Here is a 24,240-nt window from a genome sequence, read left to right as displayed (position 1 = left end):
CAGGCTGATCAGTGGTGCGTCACAAATGCGCTGCAGCAGGTCAGCCTGCTGGCTTTCCAGCGCCACCAACAGCGTCAACACATTCAGCACATTGATCAATTCGCTGGTATATTCGGGCAGCCAGTGATCGGGTTGGATATCACCCAGCGGCGATGGCGGGCGCTTGTCGCCGATCTGCGGGCGCTCACGGTTGCGTTTGCGGTAACTGAACCATTGTTTCAGCACCGCCTTGCCCGAAACTTCATAGGCCCAGACTTCGGGGCTGACATTGTCCACAAAGCCCTTGCCCACATGCAGACGGCGGGTGGCGGCATCATGGCTGATCGTGTCAGGAAAATCAGCGGCCTTGTCGGGAATCTTGCCAGCTTTGCTGACGATGGGCGGATCGCTGGCGACACGCGGCGGGCCGGCGGGGCGGCCTTCGGTGAAGCGCTCGCCGAAACTGTGCAGCCAGATGATCTCGCGGCCCAGGGCGGCGGCTTCGGCAAACAGCGCGGCATCGGCGGTGAGCGGCACGCGCAGGCCAGGGCGGATGAGATCGGCCTTGAAGCGGGTGGTGTAGGCCGGGCAGGCGAGCAACGCGGCGACATAGGCGAACACGTCGACGGGATCGACCGATATCCCATAGGCGCGCGACAACGCCGCAACCACGGCCGGGGCGACATTGGCCTCTTTGGCAGCGGCGTCTTTCCAAAGCGCAAAGACACGCCCGCCAAATGAGCCTTTATACTGGTGCAGGTCCGGGATCAGCGCAGTTGCCGTAATCGCTGGTCCGGCGCTTGGGCTGTGCGCCATCAATGCGCTGAGGAAGACCTGATCATTGCTGTAATCATTCCATAAACTCGGGTTCGGTTGATTTATGACCCTGCTGTCGGGGACGATCCACTGGCGGTCAAACGATCGGAAACCGTAGCGCTGCGGCTGTGCAAGTGCCAAAGCGGCGGCAGCAGCAGAAGCCAAGGTCTTGTTTTCGCTTTGTAGTTCTCCAATTGCCTTTTCAATCGATTGAACATCCATTTTTTGGCCGATCAACTGCTTTCCGGGCTTCTTGACGTGGCGATCGCCTGGCTGACCGTTCCGCAGATGCGGATGGAATAGAAGCGCGCGCCTCGCGGCTGATTTCTCGCGCTGATCAGGCGTTGAACCATGATCAGCAGTCAGAGCTTCCCAACGTTGTTCAAGTGAAACCTTGTCTGGCGCGATAATCCACGTCCGACCCGGCATCACACCCGATCCGCTATCACCCAGCACGGTATCGAGCGGGACAAACTCGCTCCAGCCGCCGGTCAACTCGGGCAGCAAGGGCGCCCGCCAATCGGTTGGCCCATCGGACCAGCCGGGACTATCGAGCGCCAATTTGGACAATTCGGCAAACTTGTCTTTGCGCCTGCCTTGCGCCAGCGAACGAAACCGCACCCGTGCCGGCACCGCCGGATCGTTCGATGGGGACCGTGACGCGAGGACAATGCACACCGGTTGCTGCACGCCTTCAAAAATGCGCGTTGCCACCTCAGGCTGATGGCCTTCCGGTGAACAGTCGATCACCCAGATTTCATCACAATCACGGCGCAGATCGGCGCGCATCTTCTGGAAGCCGGGGCCATTCAGGAAGCCTGCGACCGTGATGTAGCAGACAAGCCCAGAATATTGTTCTGGCTGAGGCGGCTCCAGATCGCGCTTGCCCGAGCCCTGCTCGAATACTTTCCAGGCGGCCCAGCGCCAGAAATAGACATAGAGGTTGCGCAAATGCTTGGCATGGGCACCGACTTTCCACGCCACCGGTGGCTGCCAGTCGCGCAATGGCGCGTCCTTGCCATCCTTGAACCGGCCATTTTCAACCCAGGCACCCTTGCCCTTGGCCTTTTCCTTGTAGGGCGGGTTGCCAATGACCACCGTGATAGGCTGCGCCCGTTTGACCTCGTTGGCGTCGCGCTGAGATCGCGAGATTTCGCGGTAGATGCCTTGCCCGGTTTCGAAATTGGCGTTCGGATCGCTCAGCGTGTCGGTGACAAACAGTGCCGGGCTGCCTTCGGCATCAAGCGCGATCATTTCGGCCAGCAGGCGCAGCTGCGCCACGGCAAAAGCGCCGAATTGCAGTTCAAAGCCGTAAAGCCGCTTGGCCGCTTCGGTGATGATACCGCCAACCGCGCCTTCGCCTTCATCCGCCGCCACGCGCGCGGCAATGCTGCGCAGGATGGCGAGCAGGAAGGTGCCGGAACCAGTGGCCGGATCGGCAATATGCACGTCGCTGCCGGCCAGCCCCTGCGCCACGCCAAAGCGCTTGGACGAACGCAGCGCCTCATCACACAGCCGCACCATCGCCTGCACCACTTCGGGCGGGGTGTAATATGATCCGGTCTGCTTGCGCAGCTTGGGATCATAGATGGTGAGGAAATCTTCGTAGAAATAGAGCCAGGCTTCGGGATCGCCCTTGGCGACCTTGTCCCAATCGACCACATCGAGGACGCGCACCATGGTATCGAGCGCGGGGCCGAGCGACAGTTCCTGTTCGGTGAGCAGCCGCAGAGCGGTGCCAATGAGGGTGTTGGTTTTGCCCAATTGCTTCGCCACATCATCAAGGCCCCCGGCCAGCGACAATTTGCGCGATTTGGCCATCAGCAGCCCGAAGGTGACGGCCTGAGCATAGCCGTCGGCGAATTTCGCATCATCGGCATCGGGGAACAGCAGGGCCTTCCAATCTTCCTTCAGTTCCGACAGCCGGGCATTGTTGATACGAAGCTGTTCGATGACTTCGTCGCGCAGATAGCGGCACAGGCGGGCGGCAACGGCGGCGAGTTCCTTGGCGCCCTTGGGCGGGATCGGCTGCCAGCTGAGGAAATCGGCAATCAGCGGCATCAACGTGGCGGGCGCAGCGAGTTTGGCACCCGATGTTTCGATATCGCCATGGAATTTGACGATATCAGTGGCCAGCACCCCGTTGCGCCACAACGAAAGTGCATTGCCATCGATATAGAGCAGATTGGGCAGCGCCTTCAGCTTGTCCCACTGGTCTTTGTCGTGCTTGTCCTTGAACTTGCGCGGATCGGCACCTTTGCCGGGCTGCTTGACTTCGATGAAACCAATGAGTGCCTTGTTGAGCGTGACCGCAAAATCCGGGCGCGTCCTCAACTCGGCGAGCGACTTCTCGCCGACCAAAACCAGCGCGCCCTTGCCATGGCCACATTCGGCCGAGAAGGCGGCAAACAGTTGCTCGACCGGGTTGCGCAGCTGATCCTCTGGTTGACCACCTTCGTTCAGCTTGGCCTTGGCGGCAGCGCCGAATTCACTCACTGCTTTTTTGATCGTCTCGGCTTGCGTCATGCGAACCCCTCGTTATGTTTATGTTGTGCATCGGCTCTCGCCGTCAGGCAACCAGGGGAAATTGTGGCTTCATGAGCGAAGTGCTTGATACGCCTAAGGGCCAACTGGGTTTCGATCTGGGCGAAGCGACGGTGCCCAAGGCTTATGTGCCTGATATTGATGACATCCGGACAGAATTGAACGCCGTGCTGGATAGCTTGCGTGCTGCCAGCGGCACCTGCGCATTGGATGCGCGCCTGATCCGTTTTCACAAGACCGTTTTCCCGCAGATGGCAAATTGGCTTCCCGAGCAGGAGCGAGTCAGCATGCGCGCTGCCTTTGCTGCAGAAATTGGTCGGGTGGAAGCGCTCAAGGCCTGATAGCGCGCGCGCCTGCCTGCCGGAGGCTCTTATTGCCTTCACCCCGGAAACCGCGCCGCCATCAGCGCCCACGAGCGCCGCGCCATTTCGGCCAGCACGTCCATATCGATATCGGCGAGTTTCTTGACGTACAGGCATGACACGCCGGTGCTGGCTTTGCCCAGCCTCGCCAGCAGGTCGGCGTGGCCGTCGAAGCCGTCCATCAGATAGACGACGTGCTGGGCTTTGCGGGGGGAGAAGCCGAGGCGGGGCCAGGGGCCGGTTTTGGTGGGGTATTGGCCGTAGCCGATGATGGTGCTGCCCCACAGCACCGGTGGGCAGCCGGCCACTTGTTGCAGCAGGGCGGCGATGGTGTGGGCGTCTTCGCGGCGGCGGGTGGGTTCGAGGGCGGCGAGGAAGGCGGGGACGCTGGCGTTGGTGGGCAATGTTTTTTGTGTGTTGGCCATCGCGCGTCCTCCGGCTTGCGTTGGGGGAGCTTAGCAAATAGGCGCGCTTCCACAATCGGAAGGGAAGATCATGGCTGATTCGGTCAAGAAAGTGGTGCTGGCTTACTCCGGGGGCCTCGATACGAGCGTGATCCTGAAGTGGCTGCAGACCGAATATGGCTGCGAGGTCGTTACCTTCACCGCCGATCTGGGTCAGGGTGAGGAGCTGGAGCCGGCGCGGGCCAAGGCGTTGATGATGGGCATCAAGCCGGAGAATATCTTCATCGACGATCTGCGCGAAGAGTTCGTGCGCGATTATGTGTTCCCGATGATGCGCGCCAATGCGCTGTATGAGGGGCTGTATCTGCTCGGCACGTCGATTGCGCGGCCGTTGATTGCCAAGCGCCAGATCGAGATTGCCAAGCTGACGGGTGCCGATGCCGTGTCCCATGGGGCGACGGGCAAGGGCAATGACCAGGTGCGGTTCGAGCTGGGCTATTATGCGTTGGCGCCGGATATCCGCATCATCGCGCCGTGGCGGGAGTGGGATCTGACCAGCCGCGAGGCGCTGATCGCCTTTGCCGAACAGCACCAGATCCCGGTGGCGAAGGACAAGCGCGGCGAGAGCCCGTTTTCGACCGATGCGAACCTGCTGCACACCTCCAGCGAGGGCAAGGTGCTGGAAGATCCGTGGGAAGAAGTGCCGGATTATGTGTACAGCCGCACCGATCACCCGGAGGACGCGCCGGACACGCCGGAAGTTATCACGGTGGATTTCCAGAGCGGCGATGCGGTGGCGATCAATGGCGAGGGGCTGAGCCCGGCGACGCTGCTGGCCAAGCTGAACGAGCTGGGCAAGCGGCATGGGATTGGCCGGCTTGATCTGCTGGAGAACCGGTTTGTCGGCATGAAATCGCGCGGCATGTATGAAACGCCGGGCGGCACCATCCTGCACATCGCGCACCGCGGCATCGAACAGATCACGCTGGATCGCGGCGCGGCGCATCTGAAGGATGAGCTGATGCCGAAATATGCCGAGCTGCTGTACAATGGCTTCTGGTTCAGCCCGGAGCGCGAGATGCTGCAGGCCGCCATCGATCACAGCCAGGCCAAGGTCACCGGCACGGTGCGGCTGAAGCTGTACAAGGGAAATGTGGGCGTGGTGGGGCGCAAATCGCCTTATAGTCTCTATTCGGCGGGCATTGTCACTTTTGAGGATGACAAGGGCGCCTATGATCAGCGCGATGCGGCGGGGTTCATCAAGCTGAACGCGCTGCGGCTGCGGCTGCTTGGGCGGCGCGACGGGCGTTAAGCCCGTCGCCAGCAGAAAGACACGGGCGTTAACCAATAGTTGCTAGACAATTAATAAACTTGATGGCATGACCGCTTTGACACGGTGCCGCGGGGGCGTCCGTGCTTGTTGCGGAGTGTGCCATGCGCCTCAATGTTTTGTTCCTGTCTGCAGCCGTCGCCCTTGCGGCGTCGCCGGGTGCTGCCCAAGTGCTGTTCTCGCAGAATTTCAATTCGCTGCCGCAGGGGATCCCTGCTGCCGGCGTGCCGGGTTTCACGACCACTGGGACCGTGGACATCGTGACCAACGGCAATTTCGGTATCACTTGCGCTGGCAACACTGGCGCTTGCGCCGATCTCGCTGGCACACCGGGTCCGGGGATGCTCACCTCGACCGGGATCAATTTTCTTGCTGGCCGCAACATCACCATCAGCTTCGATCTGAGCGGCAACCAGCGCGACCTGGCCCGTGACACTTTTGATTTCAAGGTGTTGTTTGCCGCGCCGCCCGTCGGCTTCGGCGGCGCGCTCGCCGGGCCGGCACCATTTACCATCGGCGGTTTCCAGACGGCTGTATCAGGCGGGACCTACAGCGAAGTTGTTGCCGGCGATCGCAGTTTTCTCACCTATTCGGGCTTTCTCAATCTGGCGGGGCCGGGAACCTTGTTCCTGCAATTTGCTGGCCGCAGCGGCGACAACGTCAACATTGGTCCGATCCTTGACAATGTGCTGGTGACGCAAGGCGCAGTTCCGGAGCCGGCAAGCTGGGCGATGCTGATCGCTGGCTTTGGCCTGGTTGGCGCAGCCAGCCGCCGTCGCCGCCGTCTGGCTGTCGCCTGATAGTTCCGGCGTCACGCCACTAGTGCCGTTATGATTTCCGCGCCGCCGGCCGACACGCAGACAGCCGGCGGCGCAGGCAATCTGTCGGGAATCTTTACACCCGCTTTGCAGGCTGCGCTTCTGACCGCTCCGACTGCCCAACAGTCAACATTTTAACCATTTTCTAATTGTCACGTCAGGTTTCTTCAGGCATCTTTCCAACGACTCGCCGAGTCTGGCTGTTTTGAGGCGCAGGGTGGTCCAAAGTGTCGTTCTTCAGGCGGAGACCTGATTGTGCCGGATGCTGCCCTGCAGCACCTGAACTGTCGGCGCATTTTACATCAATTTTGCCGAGCGCATTTGTGCTGGCCGCGTAACCTGCTGATAAGTCAGCCGGAACCGACATTCTCCCATTTTGGCACGCTGCTTGCATGGCAGGCTGCGTACCAGAGGGAGATTGAAATGCGTATTCTTACTGCTCTTGCCGCCGCCGCCGTGATGGCCATGCCGGCATCTGCTGTGACCTTGTTCAGCCAGAATTTCGATTCGGCGCCGGTTCGCAATAACACCACCAACGTTCCGGGCTTCACGGTCACTGGCGGCGTGGATCTGATCAGGCAGGGCACCGTGGGCATACAGTGCGCTGGCGCTGCTGGTCGTTGCCTTGATCTGGTCGGTTCAAACAATGCCGGTTCGATATTGTCAGACCCGATCGCCATTCAGGCCGGTCGCGTGATCACCTTGTCCTTCGAAGTCGGCGGTAACCCGCGCGATACCAATATCTTCAACTTCGCCCTGGGCTTCACCAATCCGGAGAACATCGCGTCGTTCACGCTGATCACTGGGTTCCAGGGTGCCTATGGCGGTACCGGTTCGAACATCACCAGCTTTGGCACCTACACGGAATCGGTGGCGCGCAACCGCCAGTTCGTGACCTATGCCCTGTCGTTCGTCTCGACGGGAGCCGGTTCGCTGCTGCTGAACTTTGGCGCTGGCGGTCCGAACGATTCGGCTGGTCCGATCCTCGACAACATCCTGGTCGACAGCGCGGTTCCGGAACCGTCTGCCTGGCTGATGCTGCTTGCTGGTTTCGGCATGGTTGGCCTCGCCGCCCGCCGTCGTCGCAGCAGCGTGGCTGCCTGATCCGGCAGGGGCTGGTTTTTCCGGCCCCTCCGAACAGAAAAAAGGGCGTCGCTCCACAAGAGCGGCGCCCTTTTTCCATGGGCGGCTTACCAGGTTATGGCGGCGCCGCTGTAATCGACATAACGCTGGCCGCGCGCGCGGGCGGAAGCGATCGAATCTGTGATCACGCCGGCCAGGCCTTTCACGCTGGTCGCCACATCAATATCGGCATCGGGGCCGCCCATATCGGTTTTCACCCAGCCCGGGTGCAGCGTAAGCACGGCGACATCGCGGCTGCCGATATCCTGCACGGCAAAACCGCGCGTCAGGCTGTTCAACGCGGCTTTTGATGCGCTGTACAGTTCGGCCCACGCATTCTGGCGGCCGCCAACCGATCCCAGGATCGAGCTCATGAAGCCGATCGAGCCGCCATCTTTCACCAACGGCAGCAGGATGCGGCCGGCGCGGATGGGGGCGATGGCGTTGGTCCAGAACAATTGCGCCATGGCATCGCGGCTGACGGTGCTGGCGGTATCGGCGCGGCCCCCTGTGATGCCGGCGTTGATCAGCACATGATCAAAATTCTTGCCAGCCAGGCTGGTGGCCAGCGCACTCACCGTGTCGGCGTCGTCAATATCCACGGTCGCCACCTGCGCGCCGGTCGCGGCCAGTGCCAGTGATGCACTGCGCTGGGTGGCCACTACATCCCAACCGCGGCTGATGAATTCCTGGGTGAGGCCAAGGCCAATACCGCGCGAGGCACCGATGATGAGGGCAGAGGGCATGTGCGATTCTCCTGTTGAACGATCAGGAGTGTGGCCCGCGTGCAAGGGCCTGTCGAGCAAGCCTGCCTGTCAGAGACCAAAGCTCTGCTTGATGCCGTCGATGACAAACTGCGCCGCCAGCGCCGCGAGCACGACGCCGAGCAGACGGGTGAGGGCGCCTTCGAATTTGGCGCCCATCAGCTTCATGATCGGGCCTGCCGCCAGCAGGCAGAGCAGGGTGATCAGCAGCACAGCCGCCAGCGCGCCCAGCACCACGGCTTCCTGTGCCACATCGCCATTGGTGCGCGCCGATAGCAGCATCACCGATGCGATCGAACCCGGCCCGGCCAGCATCGGAATGGCCATCGGGAACACCGATATATCTTCCTGCTCCAGCGGCTTGCCGGCGGCATCGGCGGCAGATTTCACCTCTTCGGCGCGGGTTTCGCGGCGTTGGGTGCGCTTTTCAAACACCATGTCGATGGCGATCACGAACACCATCACGCCGCCGGCGATCTTGAAGGCTGGCAGGGTGATACCCAGTGCCGAAAGGAACGCCTCGCCGCCCAGCGCAAATGCCACCAGCACGGCAGCGGCAATCAGGCTGGATCGGATGGCCATGTCCAACCGGTGCTTTGGGGTGGTGCCGGCGGTGAGGCTGGAAAAGATCGGCACGCAGCCCGGCGGATCGATCACCACGAACAGGGTGACGAAGGCCGAGATGAACAGCTGTACCAGTGGATCGGCGAGCGTCATCCGCGAACCCGGGCCCAGGCCGCTTCCAGCGTGTTGGCCAGCAGGCAGGCAATGGTCATCGGGCCGACGCCGCCGGGCACCGGGGTGATCCAGCCGGCGCGCTGGCTGGCGCTGTCGAAGTCCACATCGCCGATCAAGCGGCTTTTGCCATCGGGCAGGGCGACGCGGTTGATGCCGACATCGATCACGCAGGCGCCGGGCTTGATCCAGTCGCCTTTCACCATGCCGGGAATGCCGACAGCGGCCACCACGATATCGGCGCGCGCCACGTGGGCCGCCAGATCGCGGGTGCGGCTGTGGGCAATTGTGACGGTGGCGCTGGCATTGGTGAGCAGCGCCGCCATCGGCTTGCCAACCAGGATCGAACGGCCGATCACCACGGCTTCGGCGCCGGCGATGTTGCCAAGCGCTTCCCGGATCAGCAGCATGCAGCCCGACGGCGTGCACGGCACCAGCCCCTTGCGGCCACTCACCAAAAGCCCGGTGTTGATCGGGTGCAGGCCGTCAACATCCTTGGCCGGATCGATGGTGGCAATCACCCGATCAGTGTCGATCTGCGCCGGCAGCGGCATCTGCACCAATATGCCATCAACGTGCCCGTCGGCGTTCAACTGGGCGATGAGGGCGAGCAGATCGGCTTCTGGTGTATCGGCGGGCAGGCGATATTCGCCCGAAATCATCCCGGCTTCCCGGCAAGCCTTGCCCTTGGAACCGACATAGACCGCACTGGCCGGATCATCGCCAACCAGCACCACAGTCAACCCCGGCGCGCGGCCGTGCGCGGCAACAAACGCAGCAACACCGGTCGCCACGTCCGCCCGCAGCGCGGCAGCGCGGGCCTTCCCATCAATCAGCATGGCCGTCATTGCAGCAGGCCCGTGTCCATCACCAGGGCCGGCACCAGCTGCTGCACGCCCGACAGCACCAGCCACAGCACCAGCGGCGATAGATCAATGCCGCCGAAATCCGGCAGGAAACGGCGGATCGGCCGCACCATCGGGCCGTAAATCTTGTCGAGCGCATTCAGGATGCCACTCACCACCGGGTTGCGGGTGTTGACGATGTTGAAGGCGACCAGCCAGCTGGAAATCGCCCAGACGACGAGGCCCCAGATCAGCACCTGCGTGGCCATGGTGAAGATATTGACAAGGGCGACGGCGGTGTTTTCCATGAGCTAGGCCCTTACAGACGGAGGGCGCTTCCCGCAATGGTGGCCGGCAAAATCTGCCCCTGTTTGGCAGTATCGTGATCGGGGGAAAGGGGGAGCAACATGTTCAGCAAGCTGGCGGATATTGCGGTCCATTATGCGACAACCACGCCCGACAAGGCTGCGGTGCGCGCCGACGGCGTGCGCTGGACTTTCGCCGATCTTCACGACCGCGACCGGCAGGCGGTGACGGCGCTGCGGGCGCTGGGTGTACAAAAGGGTGATCGCATTGGCTGGCTGGCGCTCAATCACATCGAATATGTCACGCTGATGTGCGCCTGTATTCGCATCGCCGGTTACAAGGTGCCCAAATCTGCCGACCTCATCGACGCGCTGCCGCGCAACCCGAGCGGAAAGATCCTGAAAAGGGATCTGCGCGAACCCTTCTGGGTCGGGCGCGAGCGCAAGGTGAACTGAACGAAAAAGGGGCAGCCTGGCCGCGTAGCCGGGCTGCCCCTGTTGAAGTCAGGCTGGGCCGTTACTTCGGCGCCTGCATGTCCTTGCCAACTTCTTCGATGGCTTCGCCGGTGTTCTGCTTGGCATTGGCAGCGGCGGCATCGGCCTTGTCGCCAGCCTTGTCGATCGCATCACTTGCCTTGTCGCCAGCCTTTTCGATGGCGGCACTGGCATCATCACCGGCCTTTTCGATCGCGTCACCGGCCTTTGCGGCATTGGCAGCAGTGTCGTCGGCAGCGGACTCGGCGGCTTCGTTGGTTTCTTCCTTGGTGGTCTGCGAGCAGGCCGCCAGGGCAAATGAAGTGGCACCAAGAATCAAGATACGAGTGAATGTTTTCATAAGCTTTTCCTTTTCAGACCAAAAACTGGTCACGTCCGGTGTTGACCTGTCAAAGCATTCCAACAGCATCCATGTACCATAATTTCGGCATTATACCCTACCATTTCGATAGGGCTGAGGCGCCATCATTCTGGCGATGCGGCAGAGCCGGCCAGGATACCGCCATCGATGTGGAATTCGCTGCCCGTCACATAGGCGCTTTCATCAGCGGCGAGATAGGCGGCCATGGCGGCAACCTCGTCGGCGGTGCCGAAGCGTTTGAGCGGCGTATCGGCGACAAAGGCCACCATGGCGGCTTCGCGCTCGGCTGGCGTGGTGCCCAGCATGGGTTCCCACATCGGCGTCATGATCGCCGCCGGGTGGATGGAGTTGCAGCGGATGGCGAGGCCGTTTTGCGCGCACCACAGCGCGACGGATTTGCTGTGGTTCCTGACCGCTGCCTTTGACGACGCATAGGCTGCCGCCGCCGGAATGCCGACAAGGCCGGAACGCGACGAGATGTTGATGATGCTGCCTTTCCCGGCGGGCCGCATTGCCCGGATGGCGGCGCGGCAACCAAGAAAACTGCCATCCAGATTGACCGCGTGGACCGCGCGCCAATCGGCCAGACTGGCGTTTTCCGGATCATGCGCCGCCGGTTCGCCTTCGAATCCGGTGATGCCAGCGTTGTTGACCAGAATGTCGAGCGAACCAACCACTGCCATCACCTGCGCCCATGCCGCCTCGTCGCGCACGTCGAGCCGGGCAAAGCGTCCGCCGATGCTGGTCGCCACCGCCTCGCCGGCGGGATTGATATCGGTCACCCACACGAAGGCACCTTCCGCGGCAAAGCGGCGGGCGATGGCTTCACCGATGCCGCGCGCGGCGCCGGTGATCAGGGCGGTCTTGCCGGTCAATCTTTGCATGGCCGCGCTGTCTGCCATGTCGCCGCCATGGTCAAGCCGGCGCGGCCAAGCTGACATGAAAGTGACATGCTGGCGTCATGCAACGGTCACGCGTGATGGTTAACGAATTGGGTGTTGATCACTGGGGGATTTACTATGCGCCACCTGCTTCTTGCGGCCGCCGTTCTGGCCGCGGTTCCGGCTTCTGCCGCCATCACGTTTGCCGGCAAGATCGAAGTGGCCGGCGATGCCACCGATCGGTCCAAGCTGGGCAATGGCCCCAATCTCAACCGCCTCAGCTTTGGTTCCGACATGGTTTATGATCCCAGCCGGCGTGTGTTCTATGGCATCAGCGATCGCGGCCCTGGCGGCGGCACCATCGATTGGGCGCCGCGCATCGAAACCTTCAAAGTTGATACCGCTGCCAATGGCGCGATCAGCAATTTCCGCGTGGTCGATACCACTGAATTCCGCCAGGCCAATGGCCAGGTCTACAGCGGCCTGAACCCCAGCCGCTTGGCCGGCGGTGCTGGCGTGCTCGGCGCGGCGCTGGATTCCGAAGGCATCGTGCGCCTGCCCAACGGCAATTTCCTGGTTGCCGATGAATATGGCCCGTCGGTGTATGAAACCAACAACAAGGGCGTGTTCATCCGCGCCTTCACCCAGCCGGGCAATGTGGTGCCGCTGGCCAATGGCAACCCGGATTTCGCCAACGGCCGTGGCACCATCACCACCGGCCGGCAGGACAATCGCGGGTATGAAGGCCTGACCATTTCTGGCGACGGCAAGACCGCCTTTGCCATCCTGCAGGATCCGCTGGTCAACGAAGGCAGCCAGAACGATGGCCGCCGCAGCCGCAACCTGCGCATCGTGCAGTTCGATGTCGCCACGGGGCAATCGACCGGCCAATTCGCCTATCAGCTGGAAAGCATTGCCGATATCAACGCCCGGCTGCCGGCCGCCAATGCGTTCACCAACACGCAGCAAGGCCGCAGCATCGGTGTGTCGTCGATCACCTGGATCGGCGGCACCAGCTTCCTGGTGATCGAGCGTGACAACCGCGGCCAGGGCCCGGACAATCTGATCACCCCCAACGGCCCGGTGGGCACCAAGCGCGTGTTCCTGATCGATCTGGCCGGCGCGACCGACGTGTCGGGCACCAGCTTTGCCGGCAGCAACAGCCTGCCGAACGGCGTGACGCCGGTGAGCAAGCTGCTGTTCCTTGATGTGCAGGCGGCGCTGCTGGCGGCGGGCGAATCCATCCTGCCGGAAAAACTGGAAGGCCTCGCCATTGGTCCGCGGCTGGCTGGCGGCGGCTTCGCGCTGCTGCTCGCCACCGACAATGATTTTTCGGTGACCCAGAACGGCAGCAATGTGCAGTTTGACGTGTGCACCGATGGCGGCACCGCCTTCACCGAAATCGCGCTGGGCGCCATTTGCCCCAACGGCCAGGCGCTGGTGCCATCGCGGCTTTACAGCTTTGCGGTGACCGGTGCCGATGTTGCCCGGTTTGATGCCTCGCTGATCGGCGTGCCGGAACCGGCGAGTTGGGCGATGCTGATCGCTGGCTTTGGCTTGGTCGGCGCCGCTGCCCGTCGCCGGGAACGTCAGCGCCGCACCGTGGTTGCCGCCTGAACTTTTCGCGGCTTTGCGCATTTGCCGAAGCCGCGACAGCGGCTAAGGCATCTCCCGAACATTGAGGGAGATGGACATGCAGACAATCGGCGTGATCGGCGCAGGCCTGATGGGCAATGGCATTGCCCATGTTGCCGCGCAGGCTGGCTATGATGTGATCCTGTCGGATGTGGCGATGGCGCGTTGCGAAGCGGCCAAGGCCACGATTGCCAAGAACATGACCCGGCAGGTGAGCAAGGGCGTGCTCACGCCGGAGCAGGCAGACGCCGCGTTGGCCCGCATCACGCTGACCACCAGCAACGCCGATTTCGCCGCCGCTGATCTGGTGATCGAGGCCGCGACCGAGAATGAAGCCATCAAGGGCCAGATTTTCGCTGGCCTGAAGGATGTGCTGAAGCCTGCGGCGCTGCTGGCCAGCAACACCAGTTCCATCTCCATCACCCGGCTGGCCGCTGCAACTGCCCGCGCGGATCGCTTCTGCGGGCTGCATTTCTTCAACCCGGTGCCACTGATGGCGCTGGTGGAGATCATCCCCGGCCTCGCCACGTCGGCGCAAACCACGGCCGCGATGCAGGGCTTTGCCGCGAAACTGGGCAAGACCGCGATCCTGGCTGGCGATGCGCCGGCCTTCATCGTCAACCGCGTGCTGTGCCCGATGCTGAACGAGGCGATCTTTGCGCTGGGTGACGGCGTTGGCAGCGTGGTGGATATCGATACCGGGCTGAAACTGGGCGCCAACCACCCGATGGGGCCGCTGACGCTGGCCGATTTCGTCGGGCTCGACACGCTGCTCAGCATTATGAAGGTGATGCAGGATGGCACCGGTGATCCGAAATATCGCCCGGCGCCGCTGCTGGTGAAGTATGTCGAGGCCGGCTGGTATGGCCGCAAATCCGGTCGTGGTTTCTATGACTATTCGGGCGCGGAGCCCGTGCCGACCCGATAGATTCTGGCCGATGAAACTCACCTTCACCAAGGGTGCCGGCAAATTCGACCGGCTCGATATCGTGGCGACCAATGGCCCGCGTCCGCATATCGAGTGCCCGAAACAGGGCATCATCCCGCACGACATGGTGCATTGGGCGGTGGAATCGACCGCCGAGACCGCAGGCTTCCTGCATCTGATCGCCGATGGCAGCGACGGCGGCTTCCGCACCGGCATCGAAGATCGGACGGCGCAAAGCGTGGAGCGGCTGGTCGAGATGTTCCAGGGGGAAGGTTGGAGCCAGACGGCGCTGCCCGATGACGAATTCATCGCGCTTTATGCCACCACCTGTGATGAGCGCGGTGACACGCCGTTGGCCGTAACCGGCGCGCTGCTCACCGCCATCCGGGCGCGCATGGCCGAAGTGAGCGCGCAATGGGCCGCCGTGCCGGTGGGCGGCAAGATGGTGCTGGAATTGCCCGGTCATCCCCAATAAGGCGAACCCCATGAGCGCGCACGCCCCACACCCCGACATGCTGGCCAAGACGGAAACGCTGATCGAGGCGCTGCCTTATCTGCAGCGCTATGCCGGCATGACCTTTGTGGTGAAATATGGCGGCCATGCCATGGGCGACGCCGAACGCGCGCGGGACTTCGCCGAGGATATCGTGCTGCTGAAAGCCGTGGGCATCAACCCGGTGGTGGTGCATGGCGGCGGGCCGCAGATCGGTTCGCTGCTCAAGCGGCTGGGCATTGAAAGCCGCTTTGTCGATGGCCTGCGCGTCACCGATGCCGCCACGGCGCAAGTCGCCGAAATGGTGCTGGCCGGCAGCATCAACAAGGAAATCGTGGCGCACATCGCCCAGGCCGGCGGCCGCGCGGTGGGCATCAGCGGCAAGGATGCCGGGCTGGTGATCGCGACCAAGGTGGAACGCACCGCCAAGGATCCGGATAGCCTGATCGAACAGGTGGTCGATCTGGGTTTCGTTGGCGAACCGGCCAGCGTTGATCGCAGCATCATCGATACGCTGACCAGCGCCGGCATTGTGCCGGTGATTGCGCCGGTGGCGGTGGGTGCCGATGGCCACACCTATAACATCAATGCCGATACCATGGCCGGCGCCATTGCCGGCGCGCTGGGTGCCGCCCGGCTGTTCCTGCTCACCGATGTGGCCGGCGTGCTGGGCAAGGATGGCGCGCTGATGACCGATCTGACGCCGGCAGGCATCGCCGAGTTGATCGCCGACGGCACCATCACCGGCGGCATGATCCCCAAGCTGGAAACCTGCGTTGATGCCGTTGCGGCCGGCGTGGATGCCGCCGTCATCCTCGATGGCCGGGTGCCGCACGCGCTGCTGCTGGAAATCTTCACTCGCAAGGGCGCCGGCACGCTGGTGCGGGCCAGCTGAGCCGGCGGGTGCGGGCCAGCTGATTGCTGATCCGGCACGCGGGGCCTAGGCTGCGCCTTTCTGCACGCGAAGGGATGGCCGATGAAATCTCTGATCCTGGCTTTGGCGCTGCTGGCGCTGCCTGCTGCCGCCCAGGCACCAGCGCCGCTGTTTGAGAAGACCCTGCCCGATCTGCCGGGCAAGGAGGTGACGTTGGTGGAGGTGGTGCTGCCGCCCGGCGGCGCCAGCCCGGCGCATCGTCACAATGCCCATGTTGTCGTCTATGTGCTGGAAGGCAATATCGTCATGCAGGTAAAGGGCCAGCCGGCGCAGACGCTGGGTGTGGGCCAGACCTATTATGAAAACCCGTCCGACATCCACACCGTGGGCCGCAACGCCAGCGCCACGGATCGGGCGCGTTTCCTGGCTTTTTTCGTGAAGAACAAAGGCGCGCCGCGCACAGTAGCGGTGCCCTGAAGTTGCAGCGCTGAATCTGCATTTCGCTGACATTGCTGGCGGTGCGGCGCGGTGCTAGCTTTTATTTCATCCAGGTCTTTGGTCGGCCTGCGAGGGGGCATTTCATGCAGATCTTCCAAGCCCGGATGGGCAGTCTTCATTGTGTCGCAGGTTTCAGCCTGCTGCTGCTCGCCATCCCGGCTGCGGCGCAGGATCGGCGTTTTTCGGCCGATGATCTGCCGAAACTGGTGCGGATCGGTGATCCACAACTGTCGCCTGATGGCAAATCGGTGCTGAGCGTGATTGCCCGCGCCAATCTGAAGGACAATCGCTGGGACGGCGAACTGACGTTGATAGATGTCGCCAGCAAGGCCAGCCGCGTGCTGACCAGTGGCCGGCAGGGCGTGAACAGCGCGCGCTGGTCGCCCGATGGCCGCAGCATCGCCTTTCTGGCGCAGGATGCTGGCGGCCGCGCGCAGGTGCATATCTTGTCGATGGATGGCGGCGATGCCCGCGCGGTCACCAGCGGCAAGACCGCCGTGACCCATCTCGCCTGGCGCCCCGATGGTGCGGCGCTGGCCTTTGCGGCGGCCGATGAGGAACCGGAAAAAACCGGCGAGGCCAAATTTGAAGATGCGTTCGAAGTGGGCAACCACAGCTTCCTCGATCGGGTGCCGCGCAAACCCATCCATATCTGGACGGTCGCGCTGGCGACAGGTGCTGTGCAGCGGCTGACCAGCGGGCCGCGCTCCTTGCCGCTGGGCCTGCCGCCCACCGGCGCGCCGTCGCAGCTGAACTGGACGCCCGATGGCAGAAGCATCATCACCGTGCAGGCCGACACGCCCGCCACCGGCGATGCCGATAGCAGCCGGCTGATGCGGGTCGATGTGGCCAGCGGCAGTGTGCAGCCGCTGCTGCCCACACCCAGCAGTGTGCGCGTGCCGATCTTGTCGCCCGATGGCCGCAGCCTGGCCTTTGGCACGGCGCGCGATGGCGTGGCGGCGCATCAATCGCGGGTGATGATCGCGCCTGCCGCTGGCGGCACGCCGCGCGATGCGGCGCCGGGCCTGGATGTTGCGGTGGAACTGGTGGGCTGGCTGCCCGACAATCAGACGGTGCTGCTGAACGGCACCGATGGCACAAGGTCTGGCTTGTGGCTGGCGAAGGACGGCAAGGCGACGAAGCTCGATCTGGGTGATCTTGATGCGGGCAGTGTTGATATCGGCAGCAACGGCACCATCGCCTTTACCGCGTCCACCGCTGCCCGTCCGCCCGAACTGTTCGTGCTGCCCGCGCCCGGCGACAAGCCGCTGGCGCTGACCAGCCTGCAAACCGTCACCGATGGCGTGACGCTGGGCCGGCAAGAGACAATGGTTTGGCAAAGCGATGGCTACAGCGCGGATGGGGTGATCACCTATCCGCCCGATTACCAGCCCGGCCAACGGCGCCCGTTGGTGCTGTATATCCACGGCGGCCCGGTATCGGCGTCAAAGCAGACGTTCAGCACGGCGTCACAGATATTGGCGGCGCAGGGCTGGATCGTGCTGGAACCCAATTATCGCGGCAGCAACAATCGGGGTTACAAGTTCCAGCAGTCGATCATTGGCGATGCCGTGGCCGGGCCGGGGCGCGATATCATGGCTGGCGTTGCGGAACTGAAACGGCGCGGCCTGATCGACGACAAGCGCATGGCGGTGACCGGCTGGTCTTACGGCGGCATGATGACGACCTGGCTGATCGGGGCCTATCCGCAGGCGTGGAAGGCTGCAGTGGCTGGCGCGCCGGTGACCGATATCCTCGATCAATATACCACCGCCGACAGCAACCGCGGGCGGGCGGCGCAATATGGCCCGTCACCGTTCGTGGGCGACAACATGGCGAGTTATTCGCGGCAATCGCCGATCTTCCAGGCGTGGAAGGCACGCGCGCCGACGCTGATCATGAGCGATGTTGGCGATTGGCGGGTAACGATCCCGCAGGCCTATAAATTGTATCGCGCCTTGTCGGACAACAAGGTGCCGGTGAAGTTCGTCGCCTATCCGGTGCCCGGCCATTCCCCATCCGATCCGATCCGCAGCCGCGATGTGTGGCGGCGCTGGGTGGATTGGTTGCAGCCCCGGCTGGGCGCGACCGGCGCGAACCAGCCATAGGACCAGGCAAAGTTGCCTCCGGCGGCCAGGGGCTGAGCCCCTGGACCCGCTTTCATTGACGCGCGTTCGGCGACGAAAATTGGATATATAGGGCGGACAAACAAATGGGTGCAGGCCTCAGGCCTGCCCGCCGGAGGCTCTGCTTCCTTGTTCTTCAACCTATGCCAACTGAAATTGGCGGAAGGTTGAAATGACGGGGACTTAGAATCAATAACAGCGAATCAGCTTGGTCTTCAGGTTGCGCTTTAGGCTGAACTGCTGCGGCGCGGCGTTGCTGGCGCCATACATGGTGAGTTGCAGGGCATTGCCCTCCACCCGGCCTTCGAAGCGCGCCTTGGTGCGCTTTGGCGGCGAGTCCGGGTCGCGGTTCGGGCCGGGCTGGAACGCTTCAACTTCGCCCAGCATGGTGAAGCGGCCATCGGCGGCGGCGGGCGTTGGCGCCTGCAATTCGATGCTGCTGCATTCGGTTTCCAGCCGGCCACCGCTATCGGTCAGGGTCAATTGCGCCTGAAATGCGCCCCAAGTGCCGCCAAGCCCGCCGGTGGGCGGCGGGGGAGCAGCGGCAGTTGGCATGGCAAGCACCCCAAGGCTGGCCAGCAGAGAGACGAGAAACGCGCTGGCTGGCCTGTTCATGGTTGTGATGTTCCGGAAACGATACCGCAGTTTACGCCTGAATCTCAGCTGGTGCCATAGCGCAGGCCGGTGCTGCGGCCGCAGTCGTCAAACTTGACGACGGCGTTGCGGCGCAGCCGATAGGTCTTGTTGCCCTTCACCAGATCGGATTTGATCTGCAGTTCCAGCGTTGACCCGATGATGCGGCCGCTGAATTGCGCCGGCCGATCCTTTGGGTTGGTCTGGCTGAGGCTGAGGCCGGCGGTGACCGGATTGAGATAGCCGGTCGCTGAAAAACGGCCACTGCCATCCAGCGGCGGCCGTCCGCTGGCCTTGCCGTTCATGCACTTGCCCTGCACCACCGTGTCGTTGCCACTGATGCGCAGGGAAAATCCATCGCCCGCCCAATTGCCGGCCAGCAACTGGCTGGCTGGTTTCTGGGGGGCAGGCTTCTGGGGGGCTGCACGGGCCGAACCCGGCAGCAGAATGGCCATCGAAAGGGCCAGGACGAGTATCGGCGACCGGATCATCAACGCGCCCTTACAACAAAGCCACAAACGAACATACGGGTGGAAGCTCGCGCTCCCACCCGCATATCAGCACCAATCAGGCTCAGGCGGCGACGGTGGCAGCCGCGCGGCGGCGCATGGAAACGCCCACAAAGCCAAAGCCGGCAACCATCATCAGCCAGGTGCCGGGTTCCGGCACAGAGTTCAGATTGACCTCGGCGATGTAGGTGCCCCAGCGCGCGAAGCCGCTGCCGTTGCCTTCCGGGTGGTTTTCCCGCGTGTTGTATTCGCGGGCGAACTGGCCGGTGATCCAGAAGCTCTGCATGTTGAGCGGATCGACGTTGACGGCGCTATAGTCACCCCAGCGCTGGCGACCGTTGGCCGCTTGCCCGAAGGCCGAGCCGTTATGGTATTCGTCCGTCACGCTCTGTTTCAACAGAACGGCATCGCCCATCGCGCTCAGCGAACCATCGGCATTGGTCTTGAAGCCGCGGGCAAACACGCTGACACGGCCATCCTGCCCCGTCGTCACGTCACCCGACCGGTTGTAGCCAACCACAACCTGGCCCGATTTGTTGACTGCAATGGAGCCCTGGAAGAAATCGAAGGCGCCGCTGGCATCATTCAGATCGGTTTCCGACAGCACGTTGCCGGTGGCCTTGTCCAGCACGGTGATGCGCACGACCGTGTTGTCAGTGCCGGTCGGCGTGACAGTGTTGACGAAGTAGATACGGCCCTTCACTTCCCAGGCATTGGCACTGATGCGCGTATCCAGCGTATCGAGGACGCGGGCATTGGCACCGTTCACCGGTTGACGGCCGGGATTCGTGTCGTTGAAAAGGCTGCCGCCCTTGTCGGACAGATAGGATTGCGCGGTCATCGAGGCATTGGCAGCGCCAGCGTTCTGCACATCGTAGGTGACGTTATCGAAGAAGAACAGGCTGGCCGAAACCGTCGACGCCGTGCTGGAGAAGCTGTCGCTGTTGACGCCCTGGATGGCAAAGCCACGGTCCTTGGCCAGCGTGTTGAACGGGCCACGGGTTTCGAATTTGACCAGGCTGGAGACGTCCGGGCCGGCCGCGTCGAAGATATCTTGGCGGTTCAGCACGTTGAGCGTGGTGCCCTGGAAGCTGAACCCAGTGTTGGTCCGAGCGAAATCGTTGGTGCCGATCAGCACCGAATTGTTGCTGAGCGACAGGGTTGGATAGTCGGCAAGGCCGCCAAGCGGGAAGGCTGCGCCGGAAACGCCGGTCACCACGGCCGATTTCCAGCCGCCCAGCGCATCGTCGGTTTGCGACACGCCGATCCGAAGATTGGCACCGCTGCTGTCAAACCCGATCGCCAGCCAGCGATTGGTGCGATTGTCGAACAAGACGCGAGGGTCACCGCCCGTGGTGCCGCCACCGATGCTCGTCCAGAAGTTGGAATCGGTGATGCGCGGTGCCAGCAACGCACCAGTGGCCTTGCTGTAGACCGAGAAGCTGCCGTTGATCAGCTGCACATACTGCGACGTGCCGACGGCGCCCATGGTATCGGGTGGGAGCAGGCCAACGCCCAGAGCGCGCGTGTCATAGTCTGACGTGCCTTCAAAGCCCCGGACCAGGCTGAGCGGCGCACTGCTCGGGCCGTTCAGGACGAAGGCCGACGGATCTGCCACGTTGCTGCCGGTAGCATCATCGCGAATGGCGCGCGGCAGGTTGCGACGTTCCGTGAATTTCGTGTTGAGCGTCAGCACATCCGTGGCTGAAGCCACTGTTGGCGAGACGAGTGCCACGGCGACCGCAGCGAGACCGAACTTAAGCATTTTGACGTTACCCCCCTTACTGAACTGAACGGGTAATCTATCAGTCATATACCGTTAATCAAGAGCTTAAAAAATTGTTTCCAATTCGTCACTTTTCGCGCTGGATGGCCGCCCTGCCGCCGCCCGGTGGCCAGGCGCTCAATGGCTGGCGGCGTCACGAACAGGCGGACCGAAGCCCGGCCCGCCTGTCATGCTCGTGTTTTACTGCGGCGCGGCCACGGCGGCGTCTTCGCCAACGGTGATGGCAGCTTCCTGTGCCGGGGTCGTTACCGTGCGGGTGGAACGGATCATCGGCGCATCGCGGCCGGTCCAATCGAGGAACTGGCCCTTGGCGCGGCGATAATTATCCTTGGGATTGTACAGCGTGATGCCCTGCAGATCGAGATCGCGGGCTTCGGCATTGCCCATGGCGGCGAGCAGGGTGAAGCCGGCGACATAGGCATTGCGGCGCGCCGTGGCGAGCTGCACGCGGCTGTTGATCAATTCCTGTTCGGCGTTCAGCACTTCGATGATGGTGCGGTTGCCGACGCCGTTTTCAGCGCGCACGCCTTCGAGGCTCAGGCTGTTTGCCGCGATGGCCGCTTCGGCAGACGTGATCACATCAAGGCTGGCGCGCCAGCTGGCAAAGGCGGCGCGCACCTGTTGTATCACCAGGCGTTCGGTGCCGATCTGGGTTTCCATCGCCGCCGTGCGCCGGGCCTGGGCCTGACGGATCTGCGCCGATGGCCGGCCGCCCTGATACAGCGGCAATTGCAGCTGCGCGCCGATCACGGCGGATTTCTGGGTGGACGGGATGTTGATCGGAATATTGGCGCGGGCGCCGCCAAAGTTGTCGTTGCGGTTGAAATTGCCAAATCCAGACAGCGTGGGCAGCCGGCTGGCGCGGGCGGTCTTCACGTCATAGCCAGCGGCTTCGCTGTTCTTGGTGGCGGCAGCGATGTCCGGATTTTCCTTGATCGCGACTTCTACCGCTTCGGCGACGTCGGTCGGCAAACCGGGCAGCGGTGGCGGCGACGACAGATCGGCCGGCACTTCGCCCACTTGCTGGATATAGCGTTCTTTGGCGGCGATCAGATTGGCTTCGGAATTGCGCAGATCTGCCTTGGCCTGGCTCAATCGCGCTTCGGATTGGGCAACGTCGGTGCGGGTCAGATCGCCCACTTCGAAACGATCCTGCGTGGCGCGCAGGTTCACTTCGAGATTCTTCACGTTGTTGCGGTTGAGGTCGACAATCTGGGTGTCGCGCAGCACATCGTTATAGGCGGCAACCACTTGCGAAAACACGCTGGCTTCGGTGCCGCGCAGGGTTTCTTCGCCGGCGGCCACGCGGGCATCGGCCGCCTTGATGCCGTTCTTCACCAGACCGCCCTGATAAATCGGCACCTGCAGCTGCGCGGCCGTGTTCAGCGTGCGCGGGATGACCACGAACTGGCCATCGGGGATCAGCACGTTCTCGTTGAAAGTGGAGGTGATGTTGGCCGACGGCAGGCCGGCGGCGCGCTGGATCGGCACATTTTCATCCGTAGCCATCTGATTGGCGCGAGCAGCGTTCAGCGTCGGGTTGGTCTGATAGGCCTTGGCCAGCGCGCCTTGCAGCGATTCTGCCGACACCGGCGACAGGCCAAGCAGCGACACGCCCAACAAGGCGGCAACCAGCGGGCGGGACGGGCGACGGCAGGGAGCCCCCAGACCAAGCGTCTGCATTCACATCATTCCTTTAACTCGGTGCGCCCGCAGACGCGCCAACGCCCTCTCAAAGGTGCCATATAGAGACAAGACAGCCGCTGGCCAAGGGCTGGCCCGCGTTAATTTGAGCAGCGACCAAATTTGTCAGCATGTCATGGTGTCACGGCCTTCAGATAGGCAGCGATGGCGGCGCGATCCTGATCGGGCAGTTCGGCCATATTGGCCTGCACTTCCACCATGGTGCCGCCAACACTGTCGTAATCGGGGGTGAAGCCGGTTTTGAGATAGTCGGCGATTTCGGCGGCGCTCCACTTCAGCCGTGCCGGCGTGAGGCCGGGCACCTTGCCTTTTCCTTCCGCATCGGGCCCGCCCTGCAGCCAGCGCGCCCGATCCAGCCCGCCAAAGCCATCGCGCGGCGTGTGGCATTCGCTGCAATGGCCGGGGCCTTCCACCAGATATTGGCCGGCGCGGGCTGCAGCGGATGCCGTTTCGGGCAGCGCCACCACTGGGCTGGCATCCAGATAGAGATGCTTCCACAGGCCGATGCCGCGCCGGATGTTGAACGGAAAGGCGATGGCCCCGGCGGCAGGTTTGCCGGCCACGGCGGGCAGCGATTTCAGAAAGGCAAACAGATCGCCGATGTCGCCGGCCGTCATCCGGGCATAGCTGGTGTAGGGGAAGGCCGGATAATAGTGGCGGCCATCGGGGCTGACGCCGCGGCGCATGGCGTTGTCGAAATCCGCCAGGCTCCAGCCGCCGATGCCATCTGGGCCGGGCGAGATGTTGGGCGGCTGGAAATTCCCGAACGGCGTTGCCAGCACGGCGCCGCCGCCCAGTTTCAGCCGGTCATCACCTTTGGCGCCCTTGGCGGCGTGGCACGAGGCGCAGCCGCCCACGTGGAATATGCGCACCCCGCGCGCGGCGTCGCGCGGCCCTTGCGCGACGGCATCGGCATCAAGCCGCACCGGCGCGGTCAACAGCCAGCCGGCCGCCGCGCCAACGACGGCCAGGCCAGCCAGACCCGCCAGCAGCCGCATCTCAACCCTTCTTGATGCGGAAGCCTTCGTGGCAGCTCTTGCAGTTGGCGGTCACCATGCCGAACGCCTTGCCGAAACCAGCGGCATCGGTGGGCTTCAGCGCAGCGGCGCTGGTGGTATCGGCCTGGAACTTGGCCGTGGCGGCCTTCCAGTCGGCGGGCTTGTCCCAGATCGCCGGAGCGGCTTCGGTTTCACCGCCGGTTTTGGAACTGGCCGGGAAATGCGCCGGGAAGGCCTTGGCCGCGGCGGCATAGTTGGCGAGGATCTTGTTGGCCATGGCGGCATCGAACGGCAC

Annotated in this window: 24 protein-coding genes and 2 pseudogenes; 12 read left to right on the top strand and 14 right to left on the bottom strand. The window is 63.1% G+C overall.

The genetic code is table 11. The annotated features are described in order from the left end of the window. On the bottom strand, window positions 1–3,291 hold a 3,291-nt coding region (locus tag RMO81_RS00885; RefSeq protein WP_310473839.1), incomplete at its 3' end, for a type ISP restriction/modification enzyme. A gap of 101 nt (window positions 3,292–3,392) precedes the next feature. On the opposite strand from RMO81_RS00885, the gene RMO81_RS00880 reads away from it, so the two are divergent. Beyond that, a complete protein-coding gene (locus RMO81_RS00880; RefSeq protein WP_310473838.1) occupies window positions 3,393–3,680 on the top strand; it encodes a hypothetical protein in 288 nt (95 codons plus the stop codon). 38 nt (window positions 3,681–3,718) lie between these two features. Here the strand turns inward: RMO81_RS00880 and RMO81_RS00875 are convergent, their stop codons facing one another. Continuing rightward, window positions 3,719–4,126: a DUF1801 domain-containing protein gene (locus tag RMO81_RS00875; RefSeq protein WP_310473837.1), complete on the bottom strand. Its 408-nt coding sequence runs from the start codon at window positions 4,124–4,126 to the stop codon at window positions 3,719–3,721. Between the two features lie 70 nt (window positions 4,127–4,196). Between RMO81_RS00875 and RMO81_RS00870 the strand changes: the two genes are divergently transcribed. The 3 genes from RMO81_RS00870 (at window position 4,197) to RMO81_RS00860 (ending at window position 7,357) form a co-directional block, all read left to right on the top strand. Further along, window positions 4,197–5,417, top strand: a complete 1,221-nt coding sequence (locus RMO81_RS00870; RefSeq protein ID WP_310473836.1) for an argininosuccinate synthase — start codon at window positions 4,197–4,199, stop codon at window positions 5,415–5,417. 122 nt (window positions 5,418–5,539) lie between these two features. Continuing rightward, window positions 5,540–6,235 carry a PEPxxWA-CTERM sorting domain-containing protein gene (locus RMO81_RS00865; RefSeq protein WP_310473835.1) on the top strand — a complete coding sequence of 232 codons (696 nt, stop codon included), beginning with the start codon at window positions 5,540–5,542 and terminating at the stop codon, window positions 6,233–6,235. Window positions 6,236–6,676: 441 nt separating this feature from the next. Further along, a complete protein-coding gene (locus tag RMO81_RS00860; RefSeq protein WP_310473834.1) occupies window positions 6,677–7,357 on the top strand; it encodes a PEPxxWA-CTERM sorting domain-containing protein in 681 nt (226 codons plus the stop codon). An 86-nt stretch (window positions 7,358–7,443) separates the two neighbouring features. On the opposite strand, the gene RMO81_RS00855 is transcribed toward RMO81_RS00860, so the two are convergent. From RMO81_RS00855 to RMO81_RS00840, 4 genes are all read right to left on the bottom strand, one after another. Beyond that, window positions 7,444–8,121 carry an SDR family NAD(P)-dependent oxidoreductase gene (locus RMO81_RS00855; RefSeq protein ID WP_310473833.1) on the bottom strand — a complete coding sequence of 226 codons (678 nt, stop codon included), beginning with the start codon at window positions 8,119–8,121 and terminating at the stop codon, window positions 7,444–7,446. A gap of 69 nt (window positions 8,122–8,190) precedes the next feature. After that, complete coding sequence (locus RMO81_RS00850; RefSeq protein ID WP_310473840.1) at window positions 8,191–8,838, bottom strand: MarC family protein; 648 nt, start codon at window positions 8,836–8,838, stop codon at window positions 8,191–8,193. Between the two features lie 14 nt (window positions 8,839–8,852). Continuing rightward, window positions 8,853–9,722 carry a bifunctional methylenetetrahydrofolate dehydrogenase/methenyltetrahydrofolate cyclohydrolase FolD gene (gene folD / locus RMO81_RS00845; protein WP_310473832.1) on the bottom strand — a complete coding sequence of 290 codons (870 nt, stop codon included), beginning with the start codon at window positions 9,720–9,722 and terminating at the stop codon, window positions 8,853–8,855. Beyond that, the gene (locus tag RMO81_RS00840; RefSeq protein ID WP_310473831.1) at window positions 9,719–10,027 is read right to left on the bottom strand and encodes a YggT family protein; all 309 of its coding nucleotides are present in this window, start codon (window positions 10,025–10,027) and stop codon (window positions 9,719–9,721) included. Before RMO81_RS00840 ends, folD begins: the two co-directional genes overlap by 4 nt. 99 nt (window positions 10,028–10,126) lie before the next feature. Between RMO81_RS00840 and RMO81_RS00835 the strand changes: the two genes are divergently transcribed. Then, a complete protein-coding gene (locus RMO81_RS00835; RefSeq protein ID WP_310473830.1) occupies window positions 10,127–10,480 on the top strand; it encodes an AMP-binding protein in 354 nt (117 codons plus the stop codon). A 61-nt stretch (window positions 10,481–10,541) separates the two neighbouring features. Here RMO81_RS00835 and RMO81_RS00830 read toward each other — a convergent pair whose 3' ends face one another. Beyond that, window positions 10,542–10,859: a hypothetical protein gene (locus tag RMO81_RS00830; RefSeq protein ID WP_310473829.1), complete on the bottom strand. Its 318-nt coding sequence runs from the start codon at window positions 10,857–10,859 to the stop codon at window positions 10,542–10,544. A gap of 125 nt (window positions 10,860–10,984) precedes the next feature. After that, window positions 10,985–11,764 carry an SDR family oxidoreductase gene (locus RMO81_RS00825; RefSeq protein WP_310473828.1) on the bottom strand — a complete coding sequence of 260 codons (780 nt, stop codon included), beginning with the start codon at window positions 11,762–11,764 and terminating at the stop codon, window positions 10,985–10,987. A gap of 135 nt (window positions 11,765–11,899) precedes the next feature. On the opposite strand from RMO81_RS00825, the pseudogene RMO81_RS00820 reads away from it, so the two are divergent. From RMO81_RS00820 to RMO81_RS00795, 7 genes and pseudogenes are all read left to right on the top strand, one after another. Next, window positions 11,900–13,081 (top strand): annotated as a pseudogene (locus RMO81_RS00820) (esterase-like activity of phytase family protein); the annotation flags it as partial. 186 nt (window positions 13,082–13,267) lie between these two features. Then, window positions 13,268–13,378 (top strand): annotated as a pseudogene (locus tag RMO81_RS16180) (PEPxxWA-CTERM sorting domain-containing protein); the annotation flags it as partial. 76 nt (window positions 13,379–13,454) lie between these two features. After that, window positions 13,455–14,324 carry a 3-hydroxybutyryl-CoA dehydrogenase gene (locus RMO81_RS00815; protein WP_310473826.1) on the top strand — a complete coding sequence of 290 codons (870 nt, stop codon included), beginning with the start codon at window positions 13,455–13,457 and terminating at the stop codon, window positions 14,322–14,324. A gap of 10 nt (window positions 14,325–14,334) precedes the next feature. Continuing rightward, window positions 14,335–14,799, top strand: a complete 465-nt coding sequence (locus tag RMO81_RS00810) for a hypothetical protein (RefSeq protein ID WP_310473825.1) — start codon at window positions 14,335–14,337, stop codon at window positions 14,797–14,799. Between the two features lie 10 nt (window positions 14,800–14,809). Further along, on the top strand, window positions 14,810–15,712 hold the full coding sequence (gene argB, locus RMO81_RS00805) for an acetylglutamate kinase (protein WP_310473824.1): 903 nt from the start codon (window positions 14,810–14,812) through the stop codon (window positions 15,710–15,712). Window positions 15,713–15,793: 81 nt separating this feature from the next. After that, window positions 15,794–16,168, top strand: a complete 375-nt coding sequence (locus tag RMO81_RS00800; protein ID WP_310473823.1) for a cupin domain-containing protein — start codon at window positions 15,794–15,796, stop codon at window positions 16,166–16,168. Window positions 16,169–16,272: 104 nt separating this feature from the next. Next, window positions 16,273–18,297, top strand: coding sequence for a S9 family peptidase (locus RMO81_RS00795; protein ID WP_310473822.1), 2,025 nt, complete (start codon window positions 16,273–16,275; stop codon window positions 18,295–18,297). Between the two features lie 207 nt (window positions 18,298–18,504). On the opposite strand, the gene RMO81_RS00790 is transcribed toward RMO81_RS00795, so the two are convergent. From RMO81_RS00790 to RMO81_RS00765, 6 genes are all read right to left on the bottom strand, one after another. Continuing rightward, entirely contained in the window at window positions 18,505–18,930 is a 426-nt protein-coding gene (locus RMO81_RS00790; protein WP_310473821.1) for a hypothetical protein, read from the bottom strand. A gap of 44 nt (window positions 18,931–18,974) precedes the next feature. Then, window positions 18,975–19,403, bottom strand: coding sequence for a hypothetical protein (locus RMO81_RS00785; RefSeq protein WP_310473820.1), 429 nt, complete (start codon window positions 19,401–19,403; stop codon window positions 18,975–18,977). 118 nt (window positions 19,404–19,521) lie between these two features. Then, a complete protein-coding gene (locus RMO81_RS00780; protein ID WP_310473819.1) occupies window positions 19,522–21,222 on the bottom strand; it encodes a PEPxxWA-CTERM sorting domain-containing protein in 1,701 nt (566 codons plus the stop codon). A gap of 201 nt (window positions 21,223–21,423) precedes the next feature. Then, a complete protein-coding gene (locus RMO81_RS00775; protein WP_310473818.1) occupies window positions 21,424–22,926 on the bottom strand; it encodes a TolC family outer membrane protein in 1,503 nt (500 codons plus the stop codon). Between the two features lie 134 nt (window positions 22,927–23,060). Beyond that, window positions 23,061–23,945 carry a cytochrome c gene (locus tag RMO81_RS00770; RefSeq protein WP_310473817.1) on the bottom strand — a complete coding sequence of 295 codons (885 nt, stop codon included), beginning with the start codon at window positions 23,943–23,945 and terminating at the stop codon, window positions 23,061–23,063. A 1-nt stretch (window position 23,946) separates the two neighbouring features. Further along, on the bottom strand, window positions 23,947–24,240 hold a 294-nt coding region (locus tag RMO81_RS00765), incomplete at its 5' end, for a cytochrome c (RefSeq protein ID WP_310473816.1).

This window comes from Sandarakinorhabdus sp., from assembly GCF_031422795.1.
In the GTDB taxonomy this organism is placed as follows: Bacteria; Pseudomonadota; Alphaproteobacteria; order Sphingomonadales; family Sphingomonadaceae; genus Sandarakinorhabdus.
The sequence above is the reverse complement of the archived record's forward strand: the minus strand, read 5'-3'. Positions and strand labels throughout refer to the sequence as shown.